This window comes from Variovorax sp. 679, assembly GCF_003952185.1.
Taxonomy (GTDB): Bacteria; Pseudomonadota; Gammaproteobacteria; order Burkholderiales; family Burkholderiaceae_C; genus Variovorax.
This window is the reverse complement of sequence record NZ_RXFS01000002.1, coordinates 19,742-37,295: the sequence shown is the minus strand read 5'-3', so window position 1 is coordinate 37,295 and position 17,554 is coordinate 19,742. Positions and strand designations below refer to the sequence as shown.

The 17,554-nt window shown below is 68.8% G+C and carries 17 protein-coding genes; 10 read left to right on the top strand and 7 right to left on the bottom strand.

Features of this window, described 5'->3' with window-relative positions; all coding sequences use genetic code 11:
* Positions 1 to 2: 2 nt before the first annotated feature.
* The 3 genes from EJO71_RS04155 (at position 3) to EJO71_RS04145 (ending at position 2,381) form a co-directional block, all read left to right on the top strand.
* Positions 3 to 1,475: a M81 family metallopeptidase gene (locus EJO71_RS04155; RefSeq protein ID WP_125948065.1), complete on the top strand. Its 1,473-nt coding sequence runs from the start codon at positions 3 to 5 to the stop codon at positions 1,473 to 1,475.
* Positions 1,476 to 1,543: 68 nt separating this feature from the next.
* Entirely contained in the window at positions 1,544 to 1,912 is a 369-nt protein-coding gene (locus tag EJO71_RS04150; protein WP_164546771.1) for a DUF2845 domain-containing protein, read from the top strand.
* A 91-nt stretch (positions 1,913 to 2,003) separates the two neighbouring features.
* Positions 2,004 to 2,381 carry a nuclear transport factor 2 family protein gene (locus EJO71_RS04145; RefSeq protein ID WP_125948008.1) on the top strand — a complete coding sequence of 126 codons (378 nt, stop codon included), beginning with the start codon at positions 2,004 to 2,006 and terminating at the stop codon, positions 2,379 to 2,381.
* A gap of 37 nt (positions 2,382 to 2,418) precedes the next feature.
* On the opposite strand, the gene EJO71_RS04140 is transcribed toward EJO71_RS04145, so the two are convergent.
* Positions 2,419 to 3,564, bottom strand: a complete 1,146-nt coding sequence (locus tag EJO71_RS04140; RefSeq protein WP_125948009.1) for a helix-turn-helix domain-containing protein — start codon at positions 3,562 to 3,564, stop codon at positions 2,419 to 2,421.
* Between the two features lie 178 nt (positions 3,565 to 3,742).
* Between EJO71_RS04140 and EJO71_RS04135 the strand changes: the two genes are divergently transcribed.
* From EJO71_RS04135 to EJO71_RS04105, 7 genes are all read left to right on the top strand, one after another.
* The gene (locus EJO71_RS04135; protein WP_125948010.1) at positions 3,743 to 4,240 is read left to right on the top strand and encodes a (2Fe-2S)-binding protein; all 498 of its coding nucleotides are present in this window, start codon (positions 3,743 to 3,745) and stop codon (positions 4,238 to 4,240) included.
* A 13-nt stretch (positions 4,241 to 4,253) separates the two neighbouring features.
* Positions 4,254 to 6,641, top strand: coding sequence for a xanthine dehydrogenase family protein molybdopterin-binding subunit (locus EJO71_RS04130; protein WP_125948011.1), 2,388 nt, complete (start codon positions 4,254 to 4,256; stop codon positions 6,639 to 6,641).
* Positions 6,642 to 6,665: 24 nt separating this feature from the next.
* Positions 6,666 to 7,457 (top strand): xanthine dehydrogenase family protein subunit M, encoded by a 792-nt coding sequence (locus EJO71_RS04125; protein WP_125948012.1) that lies wholly within the window; start codon positions 6,666 to 6,668, stop codon positions 7,455 to 7,457.
* Between the two features lie 73 nt (positions 7,458 to 7,530).
* Positions 7,531 to 8,421, top strand: coding sequence for a MoxR family ATPase (locus EJO71_RS04120; protein WP_125948013.1), 891 nt, complete (start codon positions 7,531 to 7,533; stop codon positions 8,419 to 8,421).
* A gap of 7 nt (positions 8,422 to 8,428) precedes the next feature.
* Positions 8,429 to 9,649 (top strand): VWA domain-containing protein, encoded by a 1,221-nt coding sequence (locus EJO71_RS04115; RefSeq protein WP_125948014.1) that lies wholly within the window; start codon positions 8,429 to 8,431, stop codon positions 9,647 to 9,649.
* Positions 9,650 to 9,683: 34 nt separating this feature from the next.
* The gene (locus EJO71_RS04110) at positions 9,684 to 10,340 is read left to right on the top strand and encodes a carbon monoxide dehydrogenase subunit G (RefSeq protein ID WP_125948015.1); all 657 of its coding nucleotides are present in this window, start codon (positions 9,684 to 9,686) and stop codon (positions 10,338 to 10,340) included.
* A 19-nt stretch (positions 10,341 to 10,359) separates the two neighbouring features.
* Positions 10,360 to 11,376 carry an XdhC family protein gene (locus EJO71_RS04105; protein ID WP_125948016.1) on the top strand — a complete coding sequence of 339 codons (1,017 nt, stop codon included), beginning with the start codon at positions 10,360 to 10,362 and terminating at the stop codon, positions 11,374 to 11,376.
* Between the two features lie 22 nt (positions 11,377 to 11,398).
* On the opposite strand, the gene mnhG is transcribed toward EJO71_RS04105, so the two are convergent.
* From mnhG to EJO71_RS04075, 6 genes are read right to left on the bottom strand one after another with little or no spacing between them, the layout of a single operon-like run.
* The gene (gene mnhG / locus EJO71_RS04100; protein ID WP_125948017.1) at positions 11,399 to 11,782 is read right to left on the bottom strand and encodes a monovalent cation/H(+) antiporter subunit G; all 384 of its coding nucleotides are present in this window, start codon (positions 11,780 to 11,782) and stop codon (positions 11,399 to 11,401) included.
* On the bottom strand, positions 11,779 to 12,057 hold the full coding sequence (locus EJO71_RS04095) for a K+/H+ antiporter subunit F (protein WP_125948018.1): 279 nt from the start codon (positions 12,055 to 12,057) through the stop codon (positions 11,779 to 11,781). The genes mnhG and EJO71_RS04095 overlap by 4 nt, the downstream gene beginning before the upstream one ends.
* Positions 12,054 to 12,545 (bottom strand): Na+/H+ antiporter subunit E, encoded by a 492-nt coding sequence (locus EJO71_RS04090; protein ID WP_125948019.1) that lies wholly within the window; start codon positions 12,543 to 12,545, stop codon positions 12,054 to 12,056. The genes EJO71_RS04095 and EJO71_RS04090 overlap by 4 nt, the downstream gene beginning before the upstream one ends.
* Complete coding sequence (locus tag EJO71_RS04085) at positions 12,542 to 14,215, bottom strand: monovalent cation/H+ antiporter subunit D (protein ID WP_125948066.1); 1,674 nt, start codon at positions 14,213 to 14,215, stop codon at positions 12,542 to 12,544. The genes EJO71_RS04090 and EJO71_RS04085 overlap by 4 nt, the downstream gene beginning before the upstream one ends.
* Positions 14,216 to 14,256: 41 nt before the next feature.
* On the bottom strand, positions 14,257 to 14,607 hold the full coding sequence (locus EJO71_RS04080) for a Na+/H+ antiporter subunit C (RefSeq protein WP_093236787.1): 351 nt from the start codon (positions 14,605 to 14,607) through the stop codon (positions 14,257 to 14,259).
* Positions 14,607 to 17,552 (bottom strand): monovalent cation/H+ antiporter subunit A, encoded by a 2,946-nt coding sequence (locus tag EJO71_RS04075; RefSeq protein WP_125948020.1) that lies wholly within the window; start codon positions 17,550 to 17,552, stop codon positions 14,607 to 14,609. The genes EJO71_RS04080 and EJO71_RS04075 overlap by 1 nt, the downstream gene beginning before the upstream one ends.
* Positions 17,553 to 17,554 lie beyond the last annotated feature (2 nt).

Here is a 17,554-nt window from a genome sequence, read left to right as displayed (position 1 = left end):
CCATGAAAGTACTGATCGCACGCCTCAACCACGAGACCAACACCTTCTCGCCGGTGCCCACGCCGCTCGCGGCCTTCGGGCCCGATGGCCCGACCTTCGGCGAGCAGGCCTACCGCGACAACAAGGGCATGCGCACCGCGATGTCGGCCTTCATCGACCTGGCCGAAGCGGCGGGTGCGGAAGTCGTCACGCCGGTGTCGGCCTCGGCCAATCCGAGCGGGCCGGTCGATGCGCAGGCCTACACCCTGCTGACGCAGCGCATCGTCGATGCGGCGCCGGGCTGCGACGCCATCCTGCTCGACCTGCACGGCGCGATGGTGGCGCAGAACAGCGTGGACGGCGAAGGCGACCTGCTGGTGCGCCTGCGCGCGGCGGCGCCGGGCGTGCCCGTCGGTGTGGCGCTCGACCTGCATGCCAACGTCACGCCCGCGATGGTGGAGAACGCCGACGTCATCGTCGGCTTCAAGACCTACCCGCACGTCGACATGTACGAAACCGGCGAGCATGCCGGCCGCCTGCTGCTCGACCTGCTGGCCGGGCGCAGCAGGCCGGCGATGCGCTGGCACCGGCTGCCGCTGATGGCGCACACGCTGCGCAGCGCCTCGTTCACCGGTGCGATGAAGCGCGCCATCGAGGCGGCGTGCGAGGCCGAGAAGTCGGAGTCGCTGGCGGTGTCGATCCTGGCGGGCTTCTCGCTGTCGGACATCGAGGCGCCGTGCATGAGCGTGATCGTCGTCGACGCGCATTCGCCCGAGCGCGCGCAGGCCACGGCCGACCGCATCGCCGCGCAGATGTGGGCGGAGCGCGAGGCCTTCGTCTACCGCAGCGAGCCGCTGGCGGAGTCGGTCGCGCGCGCGAAGCTGATCGCCGAGGGCGCGACGCGACCGGTGCTGCTGCTCGACCACGGCGACAACTGCATGTCGGGCGGCAGCTGCGACACCATGGACGTGCTGCAGGAAGCGCTCGCGCAGGGCCTGCACGGCATCGGCGTGGGGCCGTTGTGCGATCCGGAGGCCGTGGCGCAGCTCGTCGCGGCGGGCGAGGGCGCCGAGGTGACGGTGGCGCTGGGCAACAAGGTCTCGCTCGAGGGCATCGGGCTGAAGAAGACGTCGGTGCGGCTCACGGGCACGGTGCGCACCGTGAGCGACGGCGAGTACGTGATCACCGGCCCCACCTACACCGGCCAGCGCAGCAGCATGGGGCGCACGGTGCTGTTCGACATCGGCACCGCGCGCATCGTGGTGACCGAGCGCACGCAGGAGCCGTGGGACATCGGCGTCTTCGAGTGCGCGGGGCTCGATCCGCGGAATGAACGCTTTCTGCTGCTCAAGTCGCGCATGTACTGCCGGCCCGTGTTCGAACCGCTCTCGGCCGCGCTGGTGGAGTGCGACAGCCCGGGTGTCACCAGTTCGGATTACAGCCTGTTCCCGTTCAGCAAGGTGCGCAGGCCGGTGTTCCCGCTCGACGCGGTTTGAAGGGGGTCAGCTTCAGGTTCGGCGCCGGAATGTCACTACCATCGCTTGCACAAGACACAGGAAACACCGTGAAGCGATCCCTGCTCATTCCCGCCGCCTTGCTGGCCGCACTGTCGTTCGTCGCGCCGGCCCAGGCGCAGACACTCAACTGCAATCGCGACTTCGCGCAGAGGGGCGATTCCAAGTTCACCATCCTGCAGAAGTGCGGCGAGCCGGTGTTCAAGGACAGCTTCTGCGCCAAGCCCGATCCGAACCCGCAGGTGATCGTGCCTCCCTCGTCCTCGACGGGGGACAAGACGGTCATCGTCAACAACAACAGCACCTGCGACCAGAGCGAGGAGTGGACCTACCGGCCGGGCTCGGGCCAGTTCGAGACGATGCTGCTGTTCCAGAACGGCGCGCTCAAGAGCATCCGCTACGGCAGCCGGATTCCATGACCTGAGACGTCATCGACGCAAGTCGCGTGCGACGCGACCATTCCTTCACCCCGCGATGTTGCGGGTCCGAACCCCGAAAGGAATGGTCATCATGAACACCGCCGCACACGACGCCACCGCCATTGCCCAACGCTACATCGCCGTCTGGAACGAGACTGACGCCGCCCGCCGCGCAGCGCTGATCGAAGCCGGATGGACCGCCGACGCGCACTACGTCGATCCGATCGCGCAGGCCAGCGGGCACGAGCAGATCAGCGCGCTGGTCGGCGCGGTGCACCAGCGCTACCCGGGCTTCCGCTTCAGCCTGCTGGGCAAGGCCGATGCGCACGGCGACCACCTGCGCTTCTCGTGGACGCTGGGGCCGAGCGGTGCCGAAGACCTGATCCAGGGTACCGACTTCGCGCGGATCGATGCAGGCAAGCTGCGCTCGGTGACGGGCTTCCTGGACAAGGTGCCGGTCGGCGCCTGAAGAAGAAAAAGCTGAATGAAGGCTGAACGCCGGATGCTCAATCCGGTGCGCCGGCAGGCCGTCCGCGCCACAGCTTGCGGTAGACGGTCGCCCGGCTGATGCCGAGGGCGCGTGCCGCTTCCGCGACATTGCCGCGCGCGTCGGCCACCGCCTTGCGGATCAGCGCGGTTTCCACGTCGCGCAGCCGCGGGCGGCTGTCGGAAACGTTTGCGGCAGTCGTGCTGCCGCTGCCTCCGCGCTGGGGCCGCACCTGCACCCGAAGGCCCGACCAGAGCGGTACCTCGAGCACCGCATCGCCGCGCCGGGCCGCGTCGAACATCATGTGAAGAGGCAGAGCGAAGAGGTCGTTGAAGTTCAGGGCGTGCTCGCTGCGCGGCAGCGGCTGGTGCAGCATCTGCCGGGCTGCGGCATTGGCGCCCGTGACATTGCCCACGGCGTCGATGCACAGCAGGCCCTCGGTGGCCTCGCTTCCGGAACTGCCGGGCCAGGACAGGTGCAGCAGCAGCTCGCAGGGCTCGCGCATCACCAGCATGTTCTCGATGCTGCGCGCGGACAGGGTGGCCAGGTGGCGCAGTTCGGGCCGTTCGGCCACCTGCACGCCGGTCAGGTCGAGCATGCCGATGCAGTCGCCCCGGGGACCGAAGAGCGGGGCGCCCGCGCAGCTGTAGACGCTGGTGTCGTCGAAGAAGTGCTCGCCACGGTGCAGCCAGACCGATTCCTGCTCGGCCAGCGCGGTGCCGATGGCGCTGGTGCCGATGGCGCGCTCCGACAGGTCGACGCCGATGCGGCCGATGTCGCGCGCATAGCGGCTGGCGGCGTCGGTGCCGTCGGGCAGGTTGCCCACGTCGACCACGATGCCCTCGGCATCGGTCAGCACGGCGAAATAGCGGGTGTCGGCGATGGCGCGCGAAAGCTGCTCGATCACCGGGCGGGCCGCCGCGACCAGCGCCCGGTTGCGCTCGGCGATGTCGCAGCTGGCTGCGCGGCTCACCGGGTCGAAGCTGACGCGCTGCTGCGGCCGGCGGCCGGCCTCGATGCAGCGCTGCCAGGAACGGGTGATCCATGAATCGACGCAGGCGGCGCCGCGCGCACGAGAGGACTGCTCGCCTTCGATCAGTTCGCGGCGGGCCTGGGCAATGACCAGGGAACGCTCAGGAGGTGGCGAAACGATTGATACAGGCATCGTGGTTTTTCGCGCATGTATGCATGCTTTTCCCGGCTCGCCGGACGGCAAGCTGTTTCATTTTGAGAATTTCGCGCGGTCTGTGCAAGTGTCAAGGGTTTTGCCTAGGATAGTGCGAAAGGTCGGCATCCAAGATGCTTTTGCTGAAACAGCCATCACCTTTTACGGAGACAGCCAAATGCAGGTCGCTTTCAAGGTCAACGGCCGTCAGGTCACCGTCGACGCTCCTCCCAACACCTTCCTGGTTCACGCTCTGCGCGAGCATCTCCACCTCACCGGAACCCACGTCGGCTGCGACACCGCCCAGTGCGGCGCCTGTACCGTCCACGTGAACGGCCGGGCAGTCAAATCGTGCAACGTGCTGGTGGCCCAGGCGGCCGGCGCCGAAATCACCACCATCGAGGGCATCGCCGAGGCCGACGGCACCATGCATCCCATGCAGGCGGCGTTCAAGGAATGCCACGGCCTGCAGTGCGGTTTCTGCACCCCCGGCATGGTCATGAGCGCCATCGACCTGTGCACCCACCACCCCAAGTCGAGCGAATCGGAAATCCGCGAGCTGCTCGACGGCAACCTGTGCCGCTGCACGGGCTACCAGAACATCGTGAAGGCAGTGAAGATGGGCGGCGAGGCGATGGCCTCGGGCACCCCCGTCAAGGCAACCGCAACGGCATGAAGGGAGTGACATCATGGGCGCTTCCGACTTCTCGAACCTGCCGCACATCGGCGAGGCTCTGCGGCGCAAGGAGGACTACCGCTTCCTGACCGGCGCCGGCAACTACACCGACGACATCACGCTGGCCAACCAGAGCCATGCGGTCTTCGTGCGCTCGCCGCACGCCCACGCCGCCATCAAGTCGGTCGACACCGCCGAGGCGCTGAAGATGCCCGGCGTGATCGGCATCTTCAGCGGCAAGGACATCGAGGGAAAGATGGGCGGGCTGCCCTGCGGCTGGCTCATCAACAACCCCGACGGCACCCCCATGAAGGAGCCGATGCACCCGATCCTCGCCATCAAGAAGGTGCGCTATGTGGGCGACCACGTGGCCATGGTGGTGGCAGAGACGGTCGAGCAGGCGAAGAACGCAGCCGAGGCGGTGGTGGTCGACTACGAGGTGCTCCCTGCGCTCGTGAGCGTGGCCGACGCGGCGAAGAAGGCCGGCGGCGTCACCCTGCACGACGAGGCGCCCGACAACCAGTGCTACAAGTGGGCACTGGGCGACAAGGCGGCGGTCGATGCGGTCTTCGCCAGTGCGGCGCACGTGACGAAGCTCGACCTGGTCAACAACCGGCTGGTGCCCAATCCCATCGAGCCGCGCGTGGCCATCGGCAGCTACAGCCGTGCCACCGAGGACTACACGCTCTACGTGTCCAACCAGAACCCGCACGTCGAGCGCCTGCTGATGACGGCCTTCGTGCTGGGCCTGCCCGAGCACAAGGTGCGCGTGATCGCGCCGGACGTGGGCGGCGGTTTCGGCTCCAAGATCTTCCTGTATGCAGAAGACGTGTGCCTGACCTGGGCCGCACGGCAGCTCAACCGCAACATCAAGTGGACGGCCGAGCGCTCGGAATGCTTCCTGTCGGATGCGCACGGCCGCGACCACGTGAGCCACGCCGAGATGGCGATGGACAGCCAGGGCAAGTTCCTCGCGCTGCGCGTGCATACCGATGCCAACCTCGGCGCCTACCTGTCGACCTTCTCGACGGCAGTACCCACCATCCTCTACGCAACGCTGCTGGCGGGCCAGTACACCACGCCGCAGATCTACGTCGAGGTGGATGCCTGGTTCACCAACACCGCGCCGGTCGATGCCTACCGCGGAGCGGGGCGGCCCGAAGCCACCTACCTGCTGGAGCGGCTGGTGTCGCGCTGCGCCTGGGAAATGAAGCTGGGGCAGGACGAGATCCGCAAGCGCAACTTCATCAGCAGCTTCCCGTACCAGACGCCGGTGGCGCTGCAGTACGACACGGGCGACTTCCATGCATGCATGGACAAGGCCCGGGTGCTGGCCGAAGTCGACGGCTACGCCGCGCGCAAGACGGCGAGCGAGGGCAAGGGCAAGCTGCGCGGCATCGGCTATTCGAGCTACATCGAGGCCTGCGGCATCGCGCCGTCGAACATCGCGGGTGCGCTCGGCGCGCGGGCGGGCCTGTTCGAGTGCGGCGAGATCCGCGTGCACCCGACCGGCAGCGTGACCGTGTTCACCGGCTCGCACAGCCATGGGCAAGGGCATGAAACCACCTTCGCTCAGGTGGTGGCGGCGCGGCTGGGCATTCCGGTCGAGAACGTCGACGTGGTGCACGGCGACACCGGCCGCGTGCCCTTCGGCATGGGCACCTACGGCTCGCGCTCCATCTCGGTGGGCGGCGCGGCCATCATGAAGGCGCTCGACAAGATCGAGACCAAGGCCAAGAAGATCGCCGCGCACCTGATGGAGGCGAGCGACGCCGACATCGAGTTCGCCAACGGCGAGTTCACGGTCAAGGGCACCGACAAGAAGATCCCCTTCGGCCAGGTGGCGCTCACGGCCTACGTGCCGCACAACTACCCGCTCGACAAGCTGGAGCCGGGCCTGAACGAAACCGCCTTCTACGACCCGACCAACTTCACCTTCCCGGGCGGCACCTATATCTGCGAGGTCGAGGTCGACAAGCAGACCGGCGAGGTCAGGGTCGACCGCTTCACCGCGGTGGACGACTTCGGCACCATCATCAATCCGATGATCGTCGAGGGCCAGGTGCACGGCGGGCTGGTGCAGGGCATCGGCCAGGCGCTGCTCGAGAACTGCGTGTACGACAACGAGACCGGCCAGCTTCTCACCGGCAGCTTCATGGACTACGCCATGCCGCGCGCGGGCGACTTCCCGCAGTTCAAGCTCGACACCGTGTGCACCCCGTGCACCCACAACCCGCTGGGCACCAAGGGCTGCGGCGAGGCGGGGGCCATCGGCTCGCCGCCGGCCGTGATCAATGCCGTGCTCGACGCGCTGGCGCCGCTCGGCGTCAAGGATTTCGACATGCCTGCCTCGCCCAGCCGCGTCTGGGAAGCGATGCAGGCCGCAGCCGCCAACCCTTGAATAAAACAAAGAAGGAATCACGCCATGTATGCCTTCACACTCGAACGGCCTGCTTCCGTGGCCGACGCGGCCAAACTTGTTGCCGCCGGCGCCAAGCCGCTGGCAGGTGGACAGACCCTGCTGGCTTCGATGAAGCTGCGCCTCTCGGCCCCCGAACAGCTCGTGGACCTGAGCGGCATCAAGGAGCTCACCGGCATCGCGAAGAACGGCAACGCCATCACCATCGGCGCCATGTCGCGTCACCTTGACGTGGCGAACAACGCCGATGTGAAAGCCTCCTATCCGGCGCTGGCCGACCTGGCCTCGCGCATCGGCGACCGGCAGGTGCGCGCGATGGGCACCATCGGCGGCTCGGTGGCCAACAACGACCCGGCCGCGTGCTACCCCAGCGCGGTGCTGGCCTCGGGCGCGACCATCGTCACTTCGAAGCGCGAGATTGCCGCCGACGACTTCTTCCTCGGCCTCTTCACCACGGCGCTGGAAGACGACGAGCTGATCACCGCGATCCGCTTCCCCGTTCCGAAACGCGCCGTCTACGAGAAGCTGCGCCAGAAGGCGTCGAACTTCCCGCTGGTCGGCGTGTTCCTCGCGCAGTACGACAGCGGCGTGCGCGTGGCGGTCACCGGCGCGGGCAACGGCGTGTTCCGTCACGCCGGGCTGGAAGATGCGTTGAACAAGAGCTTCACCGCCGCTGCCGCAGCCGCCGTGAAGATCGATGCGAGCGACCTGAACAGCGACCTGCATGCGTCGGCCGCGTACCGGGCCAACCTGATCAGCGTGCTGACCCAACGCGCAGTCACCAAGGCCCTGGCCTGAGGAAGCCCGGGGCGCTCGCTCTGCCTGCTCATCGGAAGACGCGACGGCCTCGCGTCTTCCGCTACGCTTCGCCATGATCTTCCCGAGCATCGATTCCCTCTCCGCCGGACTCGTGCAGGCCGGCTACTTCGCCGACCGGCGACTGGCCACGGCCGTTTTCCTCGCGCTGAAGCTGCAGCGCCCGCTGCTGCTCGAGGGCGAGCCCGGCGTCGGCAAGACCGAGCTGGCGAAGGCGCTGTCGACGGCGCTGGGCCGAGAGCTGCTGCGCCTGCAGTGCTACGACGGCCTGGAGCAGCGCGAAGCGCTCTACGAATGGAACTACGCCGCGCAGCTGCTGCACATGCGCGCGGCCGAGGCCACCGGCGCGGCGCGCGATGTCGAGGCCGAGGTCTACCAGCCGCACTACCTGATCCGCCGGCCGCTGCTGCAGGCGCTGCAGACCCCGCTGCCGGGCGCCGTGCTGCTGATCGACGAGGTGGACCGGGCCGACGAGCCCTTCGAGGCCTTCCTGCTCGAGTACCTGGGCGAGTACCAGGTGAGCATTCCCGAGCTGGGCACGGTGCGCGCGGTGGCGCCGCCCGTCACCATCCTCACGAGCAACCGCACGCGCGAGCTCAACGACGCGGTCAAGCGCCGCTGCCTCTATCACTGGCTCGACTATCCCGAACGCGAGCGCGAGTTGGCCATCGTGCGGGCGCAGGTGCCGCAGGCCGGCGAGAAGCTGTCGGCCCAGGTGGCGGCCTTCGTCGCGCGGCTGCGCGATGCACCATTCGCCAATGCCTTCCAGCGTGCGCCCGGCATTGCCGAGAGCGTCGAATGGGCGAGGGCGCTGATCGCGCTCGACACGGTCGAGCTCGACCCCGAGGTGGTGGTCGATACCGCCGGCATTTTGTTCAAGCAGCGCGACGACGTCGCCGCGCTGACGCACGAGCTGGCGTCGGACCTGCTCAAGCCCGAGGCGTGAGTTGTCGATGGCCACCACCGGCGTCCAGCAACTTGGCGACGTCCGCAGCGGCAAGCTCGCGGGCAACATCGCCTCCTTCGGCCGGGCGCTGCGCCGCGCGGGCGTTCGCACCGACGCGATGCGCATCGCGCTGGCCGCCGAGGCGGCCTCGCTGGTGGGCGTGGAAGACAGGCTCGACCTGAGCGCCGCCATGGAAGCGGTGATGGTCAGCCGCGAGCAGGACCGCATGGTGTTCCGCGAACTGTTCGATGCGTGGTTCCGCGATCCGGAGCTGGCCAACAAGCTGCTCGCGCAGATGCTGCCGAGCGCCGAAGGCAAGGCCGAGCCCTCGAAGCGCCGTCCGCGCGTGCGCGAGGCGCTCACCGCGCCGCGCAACCCTGCCAGGCCGGCCGAACTGGCGAAGCCCGACCGCGAGATCGAATTCGATGCCGCCATGACGTCGAGCGACCGGCAGCGCCTGCAGCATGCGGACTTCAACGCGCTGGGCGCCGCCGAGTACAGGCTGGTCGAACGGCTCTCGCGCGACATCCGGCTGCCAATTCCGGAGTTGCCGTCGCGCCGCCTGCGGGTGGCCGGCGACGCGGGCCGGCAGCATGCGCGCATGCACTGGCCGGGCGTGCTGCACGAGGCCGCGCGCACGGGCGGCGAGATCATGCGGCTGCCCCGGCTCGCCCGGCGCGATCAGCCGCTGCCGCTGCTGGTGCTGGTCGACGTCTCCGGTTCGATGGAGCGGTATGCACGGCTGCTGCTGGCCTTTCTCCATGCCGCGACGCGGCGGGCGGGGCGGCGCGACGTGTTCGCCTTCGGCACTCGCCTGACCGACCTGACACCGGCCTTCCGGCTGGCCGACACCGACGCCATGCTGGGCGCCGCCAGCCTCGCCATCGACGACTTCGCGGGCGGCACCCGGCTCGGCGCTTCCCTGGCCGAACTGCGCCGCGCCCATGCCCGCCGCCTGACCGGCCGCCGCACGCTGGTGCTGGTGATCAGCGACGGCCTCGACACCGGCGAACCCTCGCAGCTGGAGCAGGAGCTGCTGTGGCTCAAGCGCCATTCGCGCCGCCTGCTGTGGCTCAACCCCCTGCTGCGCTTCGAGGGCTACGCCCCTCTGGCGCGTGGGGCCGCCGTGTTGCACCGGCAAGCGGACGCGATGCTGGCGGTTCACAATCTCAGCGCACTCGAACAGCTCGCCGCGAGCCTGGCCGCCCTGATGCGGTCCGGCCGCTAGCGGCGCCCGGGAAGGACGACAAAGGAAACCCACCATGGAAATGCTCGGAAACCGCCGCCTCGGCGTCACCCAACAACAGGCCTGGGAAGCGCTCAACGACCCGGAAACACTGAAGAAGTGCATTCCCGGCTGCGACAAGTTCGAGCTCACGGGCGACAACCAGTACAGCGTCGCGCTCGCGGTCAAGATCGGCCCGGTCTCGGCCAAGTTCAACGGCAAGGTGTTGCTGTCGGACATCGTGGCGCCCGACGGCTACAAGCTGAGCTTCGAAGGGCAGGGTGGCGTGGCCGGATTCGCCAAGGGATCTTCGAGCGTCACGCTCAAGCCGGTGGTAGCCGAAGCGGCAGCCGCGGCTTCGGATGCTGCCGTCGCGCACGAGGCGGAGGCCGCATCGCCGCCCCCGGCAGCGGGATGCGAGCTCGACTACACCGTGCAGGCCCAGGTAGGCGGCAAGATCGCCCAGCTCGGCCAGCGCCTGATCGACGGCGCGGCGAAGTCCACGGCCGACGATTTCTTCAAGCGCTTCGAGGCCGAGATGCAGAGCCGCTACGGCCCGCCGCCCGAACCTGTCGCGGAAGCCACCGAGGCACCGGCCGAGAAGGCCGGGATGATGTTCGGCCTCATGAAGAAGATCGGCCTCGGCAAGAAGGACGACAAGGACGCACCCGCCGCACCGGGCGACGCCGCCTGAGGCTTCGGAGTTCGCTGCAATGGAAAACCTCGACGTCATGGTGCTGCGCACGCTGCGCGACTGGCGGCGTGCAGGCAAGCGCGCGCTGCTGGCGACGGTGGTGCGTACATGGGGCTCGTCGCCTCGCCCTGTGGGCTCGATCATGGCCCTGGCCGAGGACGGCGCGATGGTCGGTTCGGTCTCCGGCGGCTGCATCGAGGACGACCTGATCGCGCGCTACAGCCATGCCCACGGCAAGGGCGAGGACGTGCCGCTGGGCGCGCCGCCCGCGCTCGTGAAGTACGGCATCACCGCCGACGAGGCGCACCGTTTCGGACTGCCCTGCGGCGGCACGTTGGAATTGCTGCTCGAATATGCGCCCGACGCCGGTTCGCTCGAACTGCTGGTGGCGCAGCTGGAGCAGGGCCGGCTCATGCAGCGAACGGTGACGCTCGCCACCGGCGCCGTGCGGATCGCCGAAGCGTCCGCCCCCGACGAACTCACGGTGAACGACACCGAGCTGACGAACACCTTCGGCCCCGAGTACCGCATGCTGCTGATCGGTGCCGGCCAGCTCGCCGAGTACCTGGCCACCATGGCCAAGTTCAGCGGCTTCGCGGTCACGCTGTGCGATCCGCGCGCCGAGTACCGCACCGCGTGGTCGCTGCCCGGCGTGCAGATCACGACAGAGATGCCCGACGACGCGGTGACCGCCTTCAGGCCCGACCGCCGCAGCTGCGTGGTCGCTCTCACGCACGACCCCAAGCTCGACGACCTCGCGCTGCTCGAGGCGTTGCAGAGCGAGGCCTTCTACGTCGGCGCCATCGGTTCGCGCCGCAATGCCGACGCGCGGCGCGAGCGGATGATCGAGCACTTCGACCAGACCGACGAGTCGCTCGCGCGGCTGCGCGGGCCGATCGGCATCTACATCGGCAGCAAGACGCCGCCGGAGATCGCGGTGAGCGTGATGGCCGAGATCCTGGCGGTGAAGAACGCGGTGATGCTGCCGCGCGAGATGGAAGTGGCGCAGGCCAAGGCGCGGCTGCTGGCCGCGTGACTTCGCCGCAGTCTTCTTTCGATCAGCCCTCGTAGGGCGGGATCGGCCCCTGGTCCGAAGGTGACGGCGGCGGCACGTCGCCGTTCTTCTGCCGTTCGCGGAACAGCGCGGCGCGCATCAGGAAGATGGTGGTGACCGGCGTGGTGAGCGCCACGAACAGCACGATCAGCACCGCATGCAACGCGAGGCTGTGGCCCTGCGCGGAGAAATACACGATGGTCGCGACCGTCATCGACCACACGCCTCCGGTGGCGCCCAGCGTGGGCGCGTGGATGCGGCGGAAGAAGGTCGGCAGCCGCACCAAGCCGAAGGAGCCGATGGCGGCGAAGGCCGCGCCCAGCACCGCGAAGACGGCGGTGACGATCTGGGCCCACAGCGGCAGCGGGCCCGCGATGAAATCGTTCATTCGATCACCTCCCCGCGCAGCAGGAACTTGGCCATCGCCGTCGAGCTCACGAAGCCGAACAGCGCGATCAGCATGGCGGCGGCGAAGTACACGTCGCTCGCGTAGACGATGCCCAGCACCAGCATCATCAGCATGCCGTTGATGTAGAGGCAGTCCAGCGCCATCACGCGGTCTTGCGCCGAGGGGCCGATGAGCAGGCGGGCGACGGCGCAGAGCATGGCCACCGCCAGCAGGAACAGCGCGAACTTGAGCGACCAGAGAAGGATGGGCGTCATGATTCGAAGATCTCCATCAGCGGACGTTCGTAGCGGCTCTTGATCTGCTCGATGAAGGCCGCCTCGTCCTCGAGGTCGAACACGTGGATCAGCAGGGTCGTGCGGTCGAAGGCCAGCTCGCCCCAGGCGGTGCCGGGTGTGAGGCACATGATCATCGCGAGCACGGCGAGGCCGTTGGGGTCGCGCATGTCGAGCGGTATGCGCAGGAAGCTCGCCTGGATGCGTTCGCTGCGGCGCGTGAGCAGCGCGCGCGCCACCGCGAACACCGACACCGACATGTCGTAGAGCACGACAGCCGACAGCCGCAGCGCCACGCCGGGGCGGCGCATGCGCACCGTGGCGGGCCGCAGGCCCTGGGTCAGCAGCGGTACCGCGATGGCGAGCAGCGCGCCCGTCAGCAGCGTGCTCGCCTCGAGCGACTGGTTGAGCAGAAGCCAGATGACCAACAGCGCGAGGGACAGGGGCGGGGAGGGGATCAGGCGTTTCATGGCGCGGCGCCCTTTCCTTCGGCTTTGGCGGCCGGCACAGGGTTGGGCACCTGCCGTGCCTCCATCACCGCCGCGCGGTAGGCGGTGGGCGTGCGCAGGCCCTCGGCGGTGGCCATCGCGTGGCGCAGCACCGGTTCGGCCCAGACGGTGAGCGCGATGCAGGCCACGATCAGCCCGGCCACCGGCAGCACCTCGAGCGCCGGCAGCGAAGGGAGGTTGCCGTGCGGCTGGGTCCAGAAATGCCGGATGCCGGTGCGGGTCAGCGCGATCAATGCGAGGAAGCCGGAGGCGATCAGCAGCACCAGGAAGGTCCAGCCGGCCGTACTGATGGCGCCGCTGCCGCCCATCAGCCCCGAGAGCATCGCGAACTTGCCGACGAAGCCCGACAGCGGCGGCAGGCCGGTCAGCAGCAGCGTGCAGATCATGAAGCTCAGGCCGAGGAAGGCGACGCCGGCCGGGATCGCCCGGCCGTAGAGCGCCTGCGCGTCGTCGTCGAGGTTCACGTCGTTCAGCGCGCTCAGATCCTCGGCGAGGAAGGGCGCGTTGCCCGCGGCCTCGTGCGGCGCCACGCTCATGCCGGCATTGCGCCAGCGCTCGATCATGTCGATCAGCAGGAAGAAGGCGCTCACCGCGAGGGTGGAACTCAGCATGTAGAAGAGCGCGCCCGCCCACACGGCCGGCTGACCCAGCCCCACCGCGGCGAGCAGCGTGCCGGCCGAGATCAGCACGCTGAAGCCCGCGAGGTTCGACAGCCGCTGCGTGCCGAGGATGCCGAGGGCCGCCACGAACAGCGTGGCGATGCCCGCGCCCACCAGCACCGGCTGGCCGAAGGCGGCCGATGCGCCGGTGTCGGGTGCGAACAGCACGGTCCACATCCGCAGGATCGTGTAGACGCCCAGCTTGGTGAGCAGCGCGAACACCGCGCCCACCGGCGAGACCGCCGATCCGTAGGCCGGCACCAACCAGAAGTTGAGCGGCCACGCACCGGCCTTGGCGAAGAAGGCGGTGAAGAGGATGGCCGTGGCCGCGTGCACCAGTCCGCGGTCGCCCGGCGCGAGCTCGGCGATGCGCATGCCCAGGTCGGCCATGTTGAGCGTGCCGGTCACGCCATAGAGGACGGCCGCGCCGATCAGGAACAGCGAGGACGCCGCGAGGTTGATCGCGATGTAGTGCAGCCCCGCCTGCACGCGCAGCCGGCCCGAGCCGTGCAGCAGCAGGCCGTAGGAAGCCGCGAGCATCACCTCGAAGAACACGAACAGGTTGAACAGGTCGCCCGTGAGGAAGGCGCCGTTCAGGCCCATGAGCTGCAGCTGCAGCAACGGGTGGAAATGCACGCCCGCGCGGTCCCAGCGCGAGGTGGAGTAGATCGACGCGGCGAAGGCGACCACGCCGGTGAGCGCCACCATCATGGTCGAGAGCCGGTCCGCCACCAGCACGATGCCGAAGGGCGCGCGCCAGTTGCCCGGCAGGTAGACGCCGATGGAGCCGGGTCCGCCGCCGGTGTCGGGTGCGTTCACCCAGCGCAGCAGCGCCAGCGCGGCCAGCAGGCCGACAAGGCCTGAGACCACGCTCAGTGCCGACTTGGCGCGCCGGCGGTTCTCGCCCAGCAGCAGCATGAGCGCGGCCGTGAGCATCGGCACGAGGATCGGCACCGCCACCAGGTGCGGCATGCTGAATTCGAGCAGCCGGTCGAGCAGATGGAAGAGTTCTGTCACTCCGCCTCCTGCCGTTCTTCACCGTCCACGTGGTCGGTGCCGGTGAGGCCGCGCGAGGCGAGCATCACGACGAGGAAGAGTGCCGTCATTGCGAAGCCGATCACGATGGCGGTGAGCACCAGTGCCTGCGGCATCGGGTCGGCCGTGTTGGCCAGCGTGGCGGTCAGGCCCTTGATGAGCACCGGCTCGCTGTCGACCTTGAGGCGCCCCATGCTGAAGATGAAGAGATTGACCGCGTACGAGATCAGCGTCAGGCCCATGATGACCTGGAAGGTGCGTGGGCGCAGCAGCATGTAGACGCCCGAGCCGGTGAGCACGCCGATGGCGAGTGCGAGCACGATTTCCATCAGCTGGCTCCTCCATTGGCGGTGGCTGCGGCGGCCTCGGCTTCCTTTTCAGCCTGCTCGTCGGCCCAGCGGTGGCTACGGATCGACTGGTGGGCCAGCGCGGTCAGGATCAGCATGGTGGCGCCGAGCACCAGCGCGAACACGCCGATGTCGAAGAAGAGGGCGCTGGGCACGTGCACTTCGCCCAGCAATGGCAGGTGCAGATGCGCGGTGTGCGTGGTGAGGAACGGGTAGCCGAAGAACACGGCGCCGCCGCCGGTGGCCAGCGCCAGCAGCAGGCCGATGGCGATCCAGCGGCGCGGGTAGATGCGCAGGTGCTCTTCCACCCATTCGGTGCCCGACACGATGAACTGCAGCACCAGCGCGACCGACATCACCAGCCCCGCGACGAAGCCGCCGCCCGGCGAGTTGTGGCCGCGCATGAAGAAGTAGACCGACACCAGCACCGAGACCGGCAGCAGCAGCCGCACCAGCACGGCCGGCACCATCAGGTAGCCGACGGCGGTGTCCTTGGCGCGGCGTGGGTTCAGCAGGTCGCTGCTGCCGTCGTCGGCTTGCAGGCGCTGCTGGATCGGCAAGGCCATCGACTCGATGGCGGGGCGGAAGCGCCGCAGCAGTGCATACACGGTGAGCGCCACGATGCCCAGCACGGTGATCTCGCCGAAGGTGTCGAAGCCGCGGAAGTCGACCAGCATCACGTTGACCACGTTCGTGCCGCCGCCCTCGGTAAGCGCGCGCTCGAGGAAGAAGGGCGAGATGCTCTGCGGGAAGGTGCGCGTCATCATGGCCCAGGCCAGCGCGGCCATGCCGCCGCCCGCGATGGCGGCAATCAGCAGGTCGCGGCCGCGGCGGCCCCAGGGCCTGAGACGCGCGCGGGCGGGCTGCACCACGTCCTTGCTGCGCATCGGCAGCCAGCGCAGGCCCAGCAGGATCAGCACGGTGGTGACGGCCTCGACCACCAGTTGCGTCAGCGCGAGGTCGGGCGCGGAGAACCAGATGTAGGTGACGCAAGAGACCAGGCCCGCGCCCGCGGCCAGCATCAGCGCTGCCAGCCGGTGGAACTTGGCCTGCCACGCGGCGGCCACCGCGCAGGTGCCACCGATGAGCCATGTCATGGCGAACATCGGCGAGAAGGGCAGCAGCTCCCGCGTGCCGGGCGCGGCGGGCGTGAGCCACAGCGAAGCAGCCGCGCCCGCGACGGCCACCACCACCAGCAGCAGCAACTGCCACTGCATGCGCTTCGTGCCGAACAGGCGGCGGCTGCGCCGGCCGGCTTCGCTCAGCAGGGCAATGAGGTGCTCGAAGATGACCTGGCCGTCGAAGCGGTGCAGCAGCGGCGTGTTCTCGAGGCCGCCTGCCGCGCGGCGACGGCGTTGCAGCAGGTAGAGCGCGGCACCGCCCGCCAGCGCCACGAAACTCATCAGCAGCGGCAGGTTGAGGCCGTGCCACACGGCCAGGCTGTACTCGGGCAGCGTGCCGCCAACCACCGGCGTGGCGGCCGCCGCCAGCATCGGGCCGACGGACCACGCCGGCGCCACGCCCACCACCAGGCACACCAGCACCAGCAGCTCGACCGGCACGCGCATCCAGTGCGGCGGCTCGTGCGGGTGCTTGGGCACTTCGTCGCCGCAGGGCGGGCCGAAGAACACGTCGAACACGAAGCGCGCCGAGTAGGCCACGCTGAAGATGCCCGCCAGCGTGGCGACCAGCGGCAGGCTGAAGTCGACCCACGGCGTCGCCTGGATGAACACCGTCTCGGCGAAGAACATCTCCTTCGAGAGAAAGCCGTTGAGCAGCGGCACGCCGGCCATCGAGGCGCTGGCGATGATGGCCAGCGTGCCGGTGATGGGCATGAGCCGCATCAGGCCGCTGAGCTTGCGAATGTCACGCGTGCCGGTCTCGTGGTCGATGATGCCGGCCGCCATGAAGAGCGACGCCTTGAAGGTGGCGTGGTTCATCACGTGGAAGACCGCCGCCACCGCCGCGAGCGGGCTGTTCAGGCCCAGCAGCAGCGTGATGAGCCCGAGGTGCGAGATGGTCGAGTAGGCCAGCAGCGCCTTCAGGTCGCGCTGGAACATGGCGATGAAGCCGCCGAGCAGCAGCGTGATGGCGCCGGCACCGCCCACCATCCAGAACCATAGCTCGGTACCCGAGAGCGCCGGCCACAGCCGCGCCATCAGGAATACGCCGAGCTTCACCATGGTGGCCGAGTGCAGGTAGGCCGACACTGGCGTGGGCGCGGCCATGGCGCGCGGCAGCCAGAAATGGAACGGGAACTGCGCGCTCTTGGTGAAGGCGCCGAGCAATATCAGCGTCAGCGCCGCAGGGTAGAGCGAGTGAGAGCGGATGAGGTCGCCCGACGCCAGCACCTTGTCGAGCTCGTAGCTGCCGGTGATGCGGCCCAGCACCAGCACGCCCGCCAGCAGGCACAGCCCGCCCGCGCCGGTGACGGTGAGCGCCATGCGCGCGCCGCGCCGGGCGTCGCGGCGGTGGTGCCAGTAGCCGATCAGCAGGAAGGAGAACAGGCTGGTGAGCTCCCAGAACAGCACCATCTGGATGAGGTTGCCCGAGAGCACCACGCCCATCATCGCGCCCATGAACGCGAGGAAGAAGGAGAAGAAGCGCGGCACCGGGTCGGAGGCCGACATGTAGTAGCGCGCGTACAGCACCACCAGCGCGCCGATGCCCAGTACCAGCATGCAGAACAGCCATGCGAAGCCGTCCATGCGGAACACGAGGTTGAGGCCCAGGGCCGGCAGCCATTCGATCTGCTGGCGCAGCACGCCGCCGTTGGCGATCTGCGGGAAGAACCATGCGGCCTGGATGGCGCAGCCCAGCGCGACCAGCCCTGCGAGGGTCGACTCCCTGTTGCGCGCGTTGGACGGCATCAACGCGGCCAGCACGCTGGCGATGAAGGGGAGTGCGACGAGAAAGACCAGGGGCATTG

What these genes read in the sequence shown, in the direction of transcription:
- EJO71_RS04140 (WP_125948009.1), bottom strand. Translation starts at nt 3,564, where the DNA reads ATGCCTGTATCAATCGTTTCGCCACCTCCTGAGCGTTCCCTGGTCATT.
- EJO71_RS04085 (WP_125948066.1), bottom strand. Translation starts at nt 14,215, where the DNA reads ATGCCGCACCTGGTGGCGGTGCCGATCCTCGTGCCGATGCTCACGGCC.
- mnhG (WP_125948017.1), bottom strand. Translation starts at nt 11,782, where the DNA reads ATGAACGATTTCATCGCGGGCCCGCTGCCGCTGTGGGCCCAGATCGTC.
- EJO71_RS04075 (WP_125948020.1), bottom strand. Translation starts at nt 17,552, where the DNA reads ATGCCCCTGGTCTTTCTCGTCGCACTCCCCTTCATCGCCAGCGTGCTG.
- EJO71_RS04080 (WP_093236787.1), bottom strand. Translation starts at nt 14,607, where the DNA reads ATGGAAATCGTGCTCGCACTCGCCATCGGCGTGCTCACCGGCTCGGGC.
- EJO71_RS04145 (WP_125948008.1), top strand. Translation starts at nt 2,004, where the DNA reads ATGAACACCGCCGCACACGACGCCACCGCCATTGCCCAACGCTACATC.
- EJO71_RS04115 (WP_125948014.1), top strand. Translation starts at nt 8,429, where the DNA reads ATGGCCACCACCGGCGTCCAGCAACTTGGCGACGTCCGCAGCGGCAAG.
- EJO71_RS04095 (WP_125948018.1), bottom strand. Translation starts at nt 12,057, where the DNA reads ATGACGCCCATCCTTCTCTGGTCGCTCAAGTTCGCGCTGTTCCTGCTG.
- EJO71_RS04105 (WP_125948016.1), top strand. Translation starts at nt 10,360, where the DNA reads ATGGAAAACCTCGACGTCATGGTGCTGCGCACGCTGCGCGACTGGCGG.
- EJO71_RS04155 (WP_125948065.1), top strand. Translation starts at nt 3, where the DNA reads ATGAAAGTACTGATCGCACGCCTCAACCACGAGACCAACACCTTCTCG.
- EJO71_RS04125 (WP_125948012.1), top strand. Translation starts at nt 6,666, where the DNA reads ATGTATGCCTTCACACTCGAACGGCCTGCTTCCGTGGCCGACGCGGCC.
- EJO71_RS04135 (WP_125948010.1), top strand. Translation starts at nt 3,743, where the DNA reads ATGCAGGTCGCTTTCAAGGTCAACGGCCGTCAGGTCACCGTCGACGCT.
- EJO71_RS04090 (WP_125948019.1), bottom strand. Translation starts at nt 12,545, where the DNA reads ATGAAACGCCTGATCCCCTCCCCGCCCCTGTCCCTCGCGCTGTTGGTC.
- EJO71_RS04110 (WP_125948015.1), top strand. Translation starts at nt 9,684, where the DNA reads ATGGAAATGCTCGGAAACCGCCGCCTCGGCGTCACCCAACAACAGGCC.
- EJO71_RS04130 (WP_125948011.1), top strand. Translation starts at nt 4,254, where the DNA reads ATGGGCGCTTCCGACTTCTCGAACCTGCCGCACATCGGCGAGGCTCTG.
- EJO71_RS04120 (WP_125948013.1), top strand. Translation starts at nt 7,531, where the DNA reads ATGATCTTCCCGAGCATCGATTCCCTCTCCGCCGGACTCGTGCAGGCC.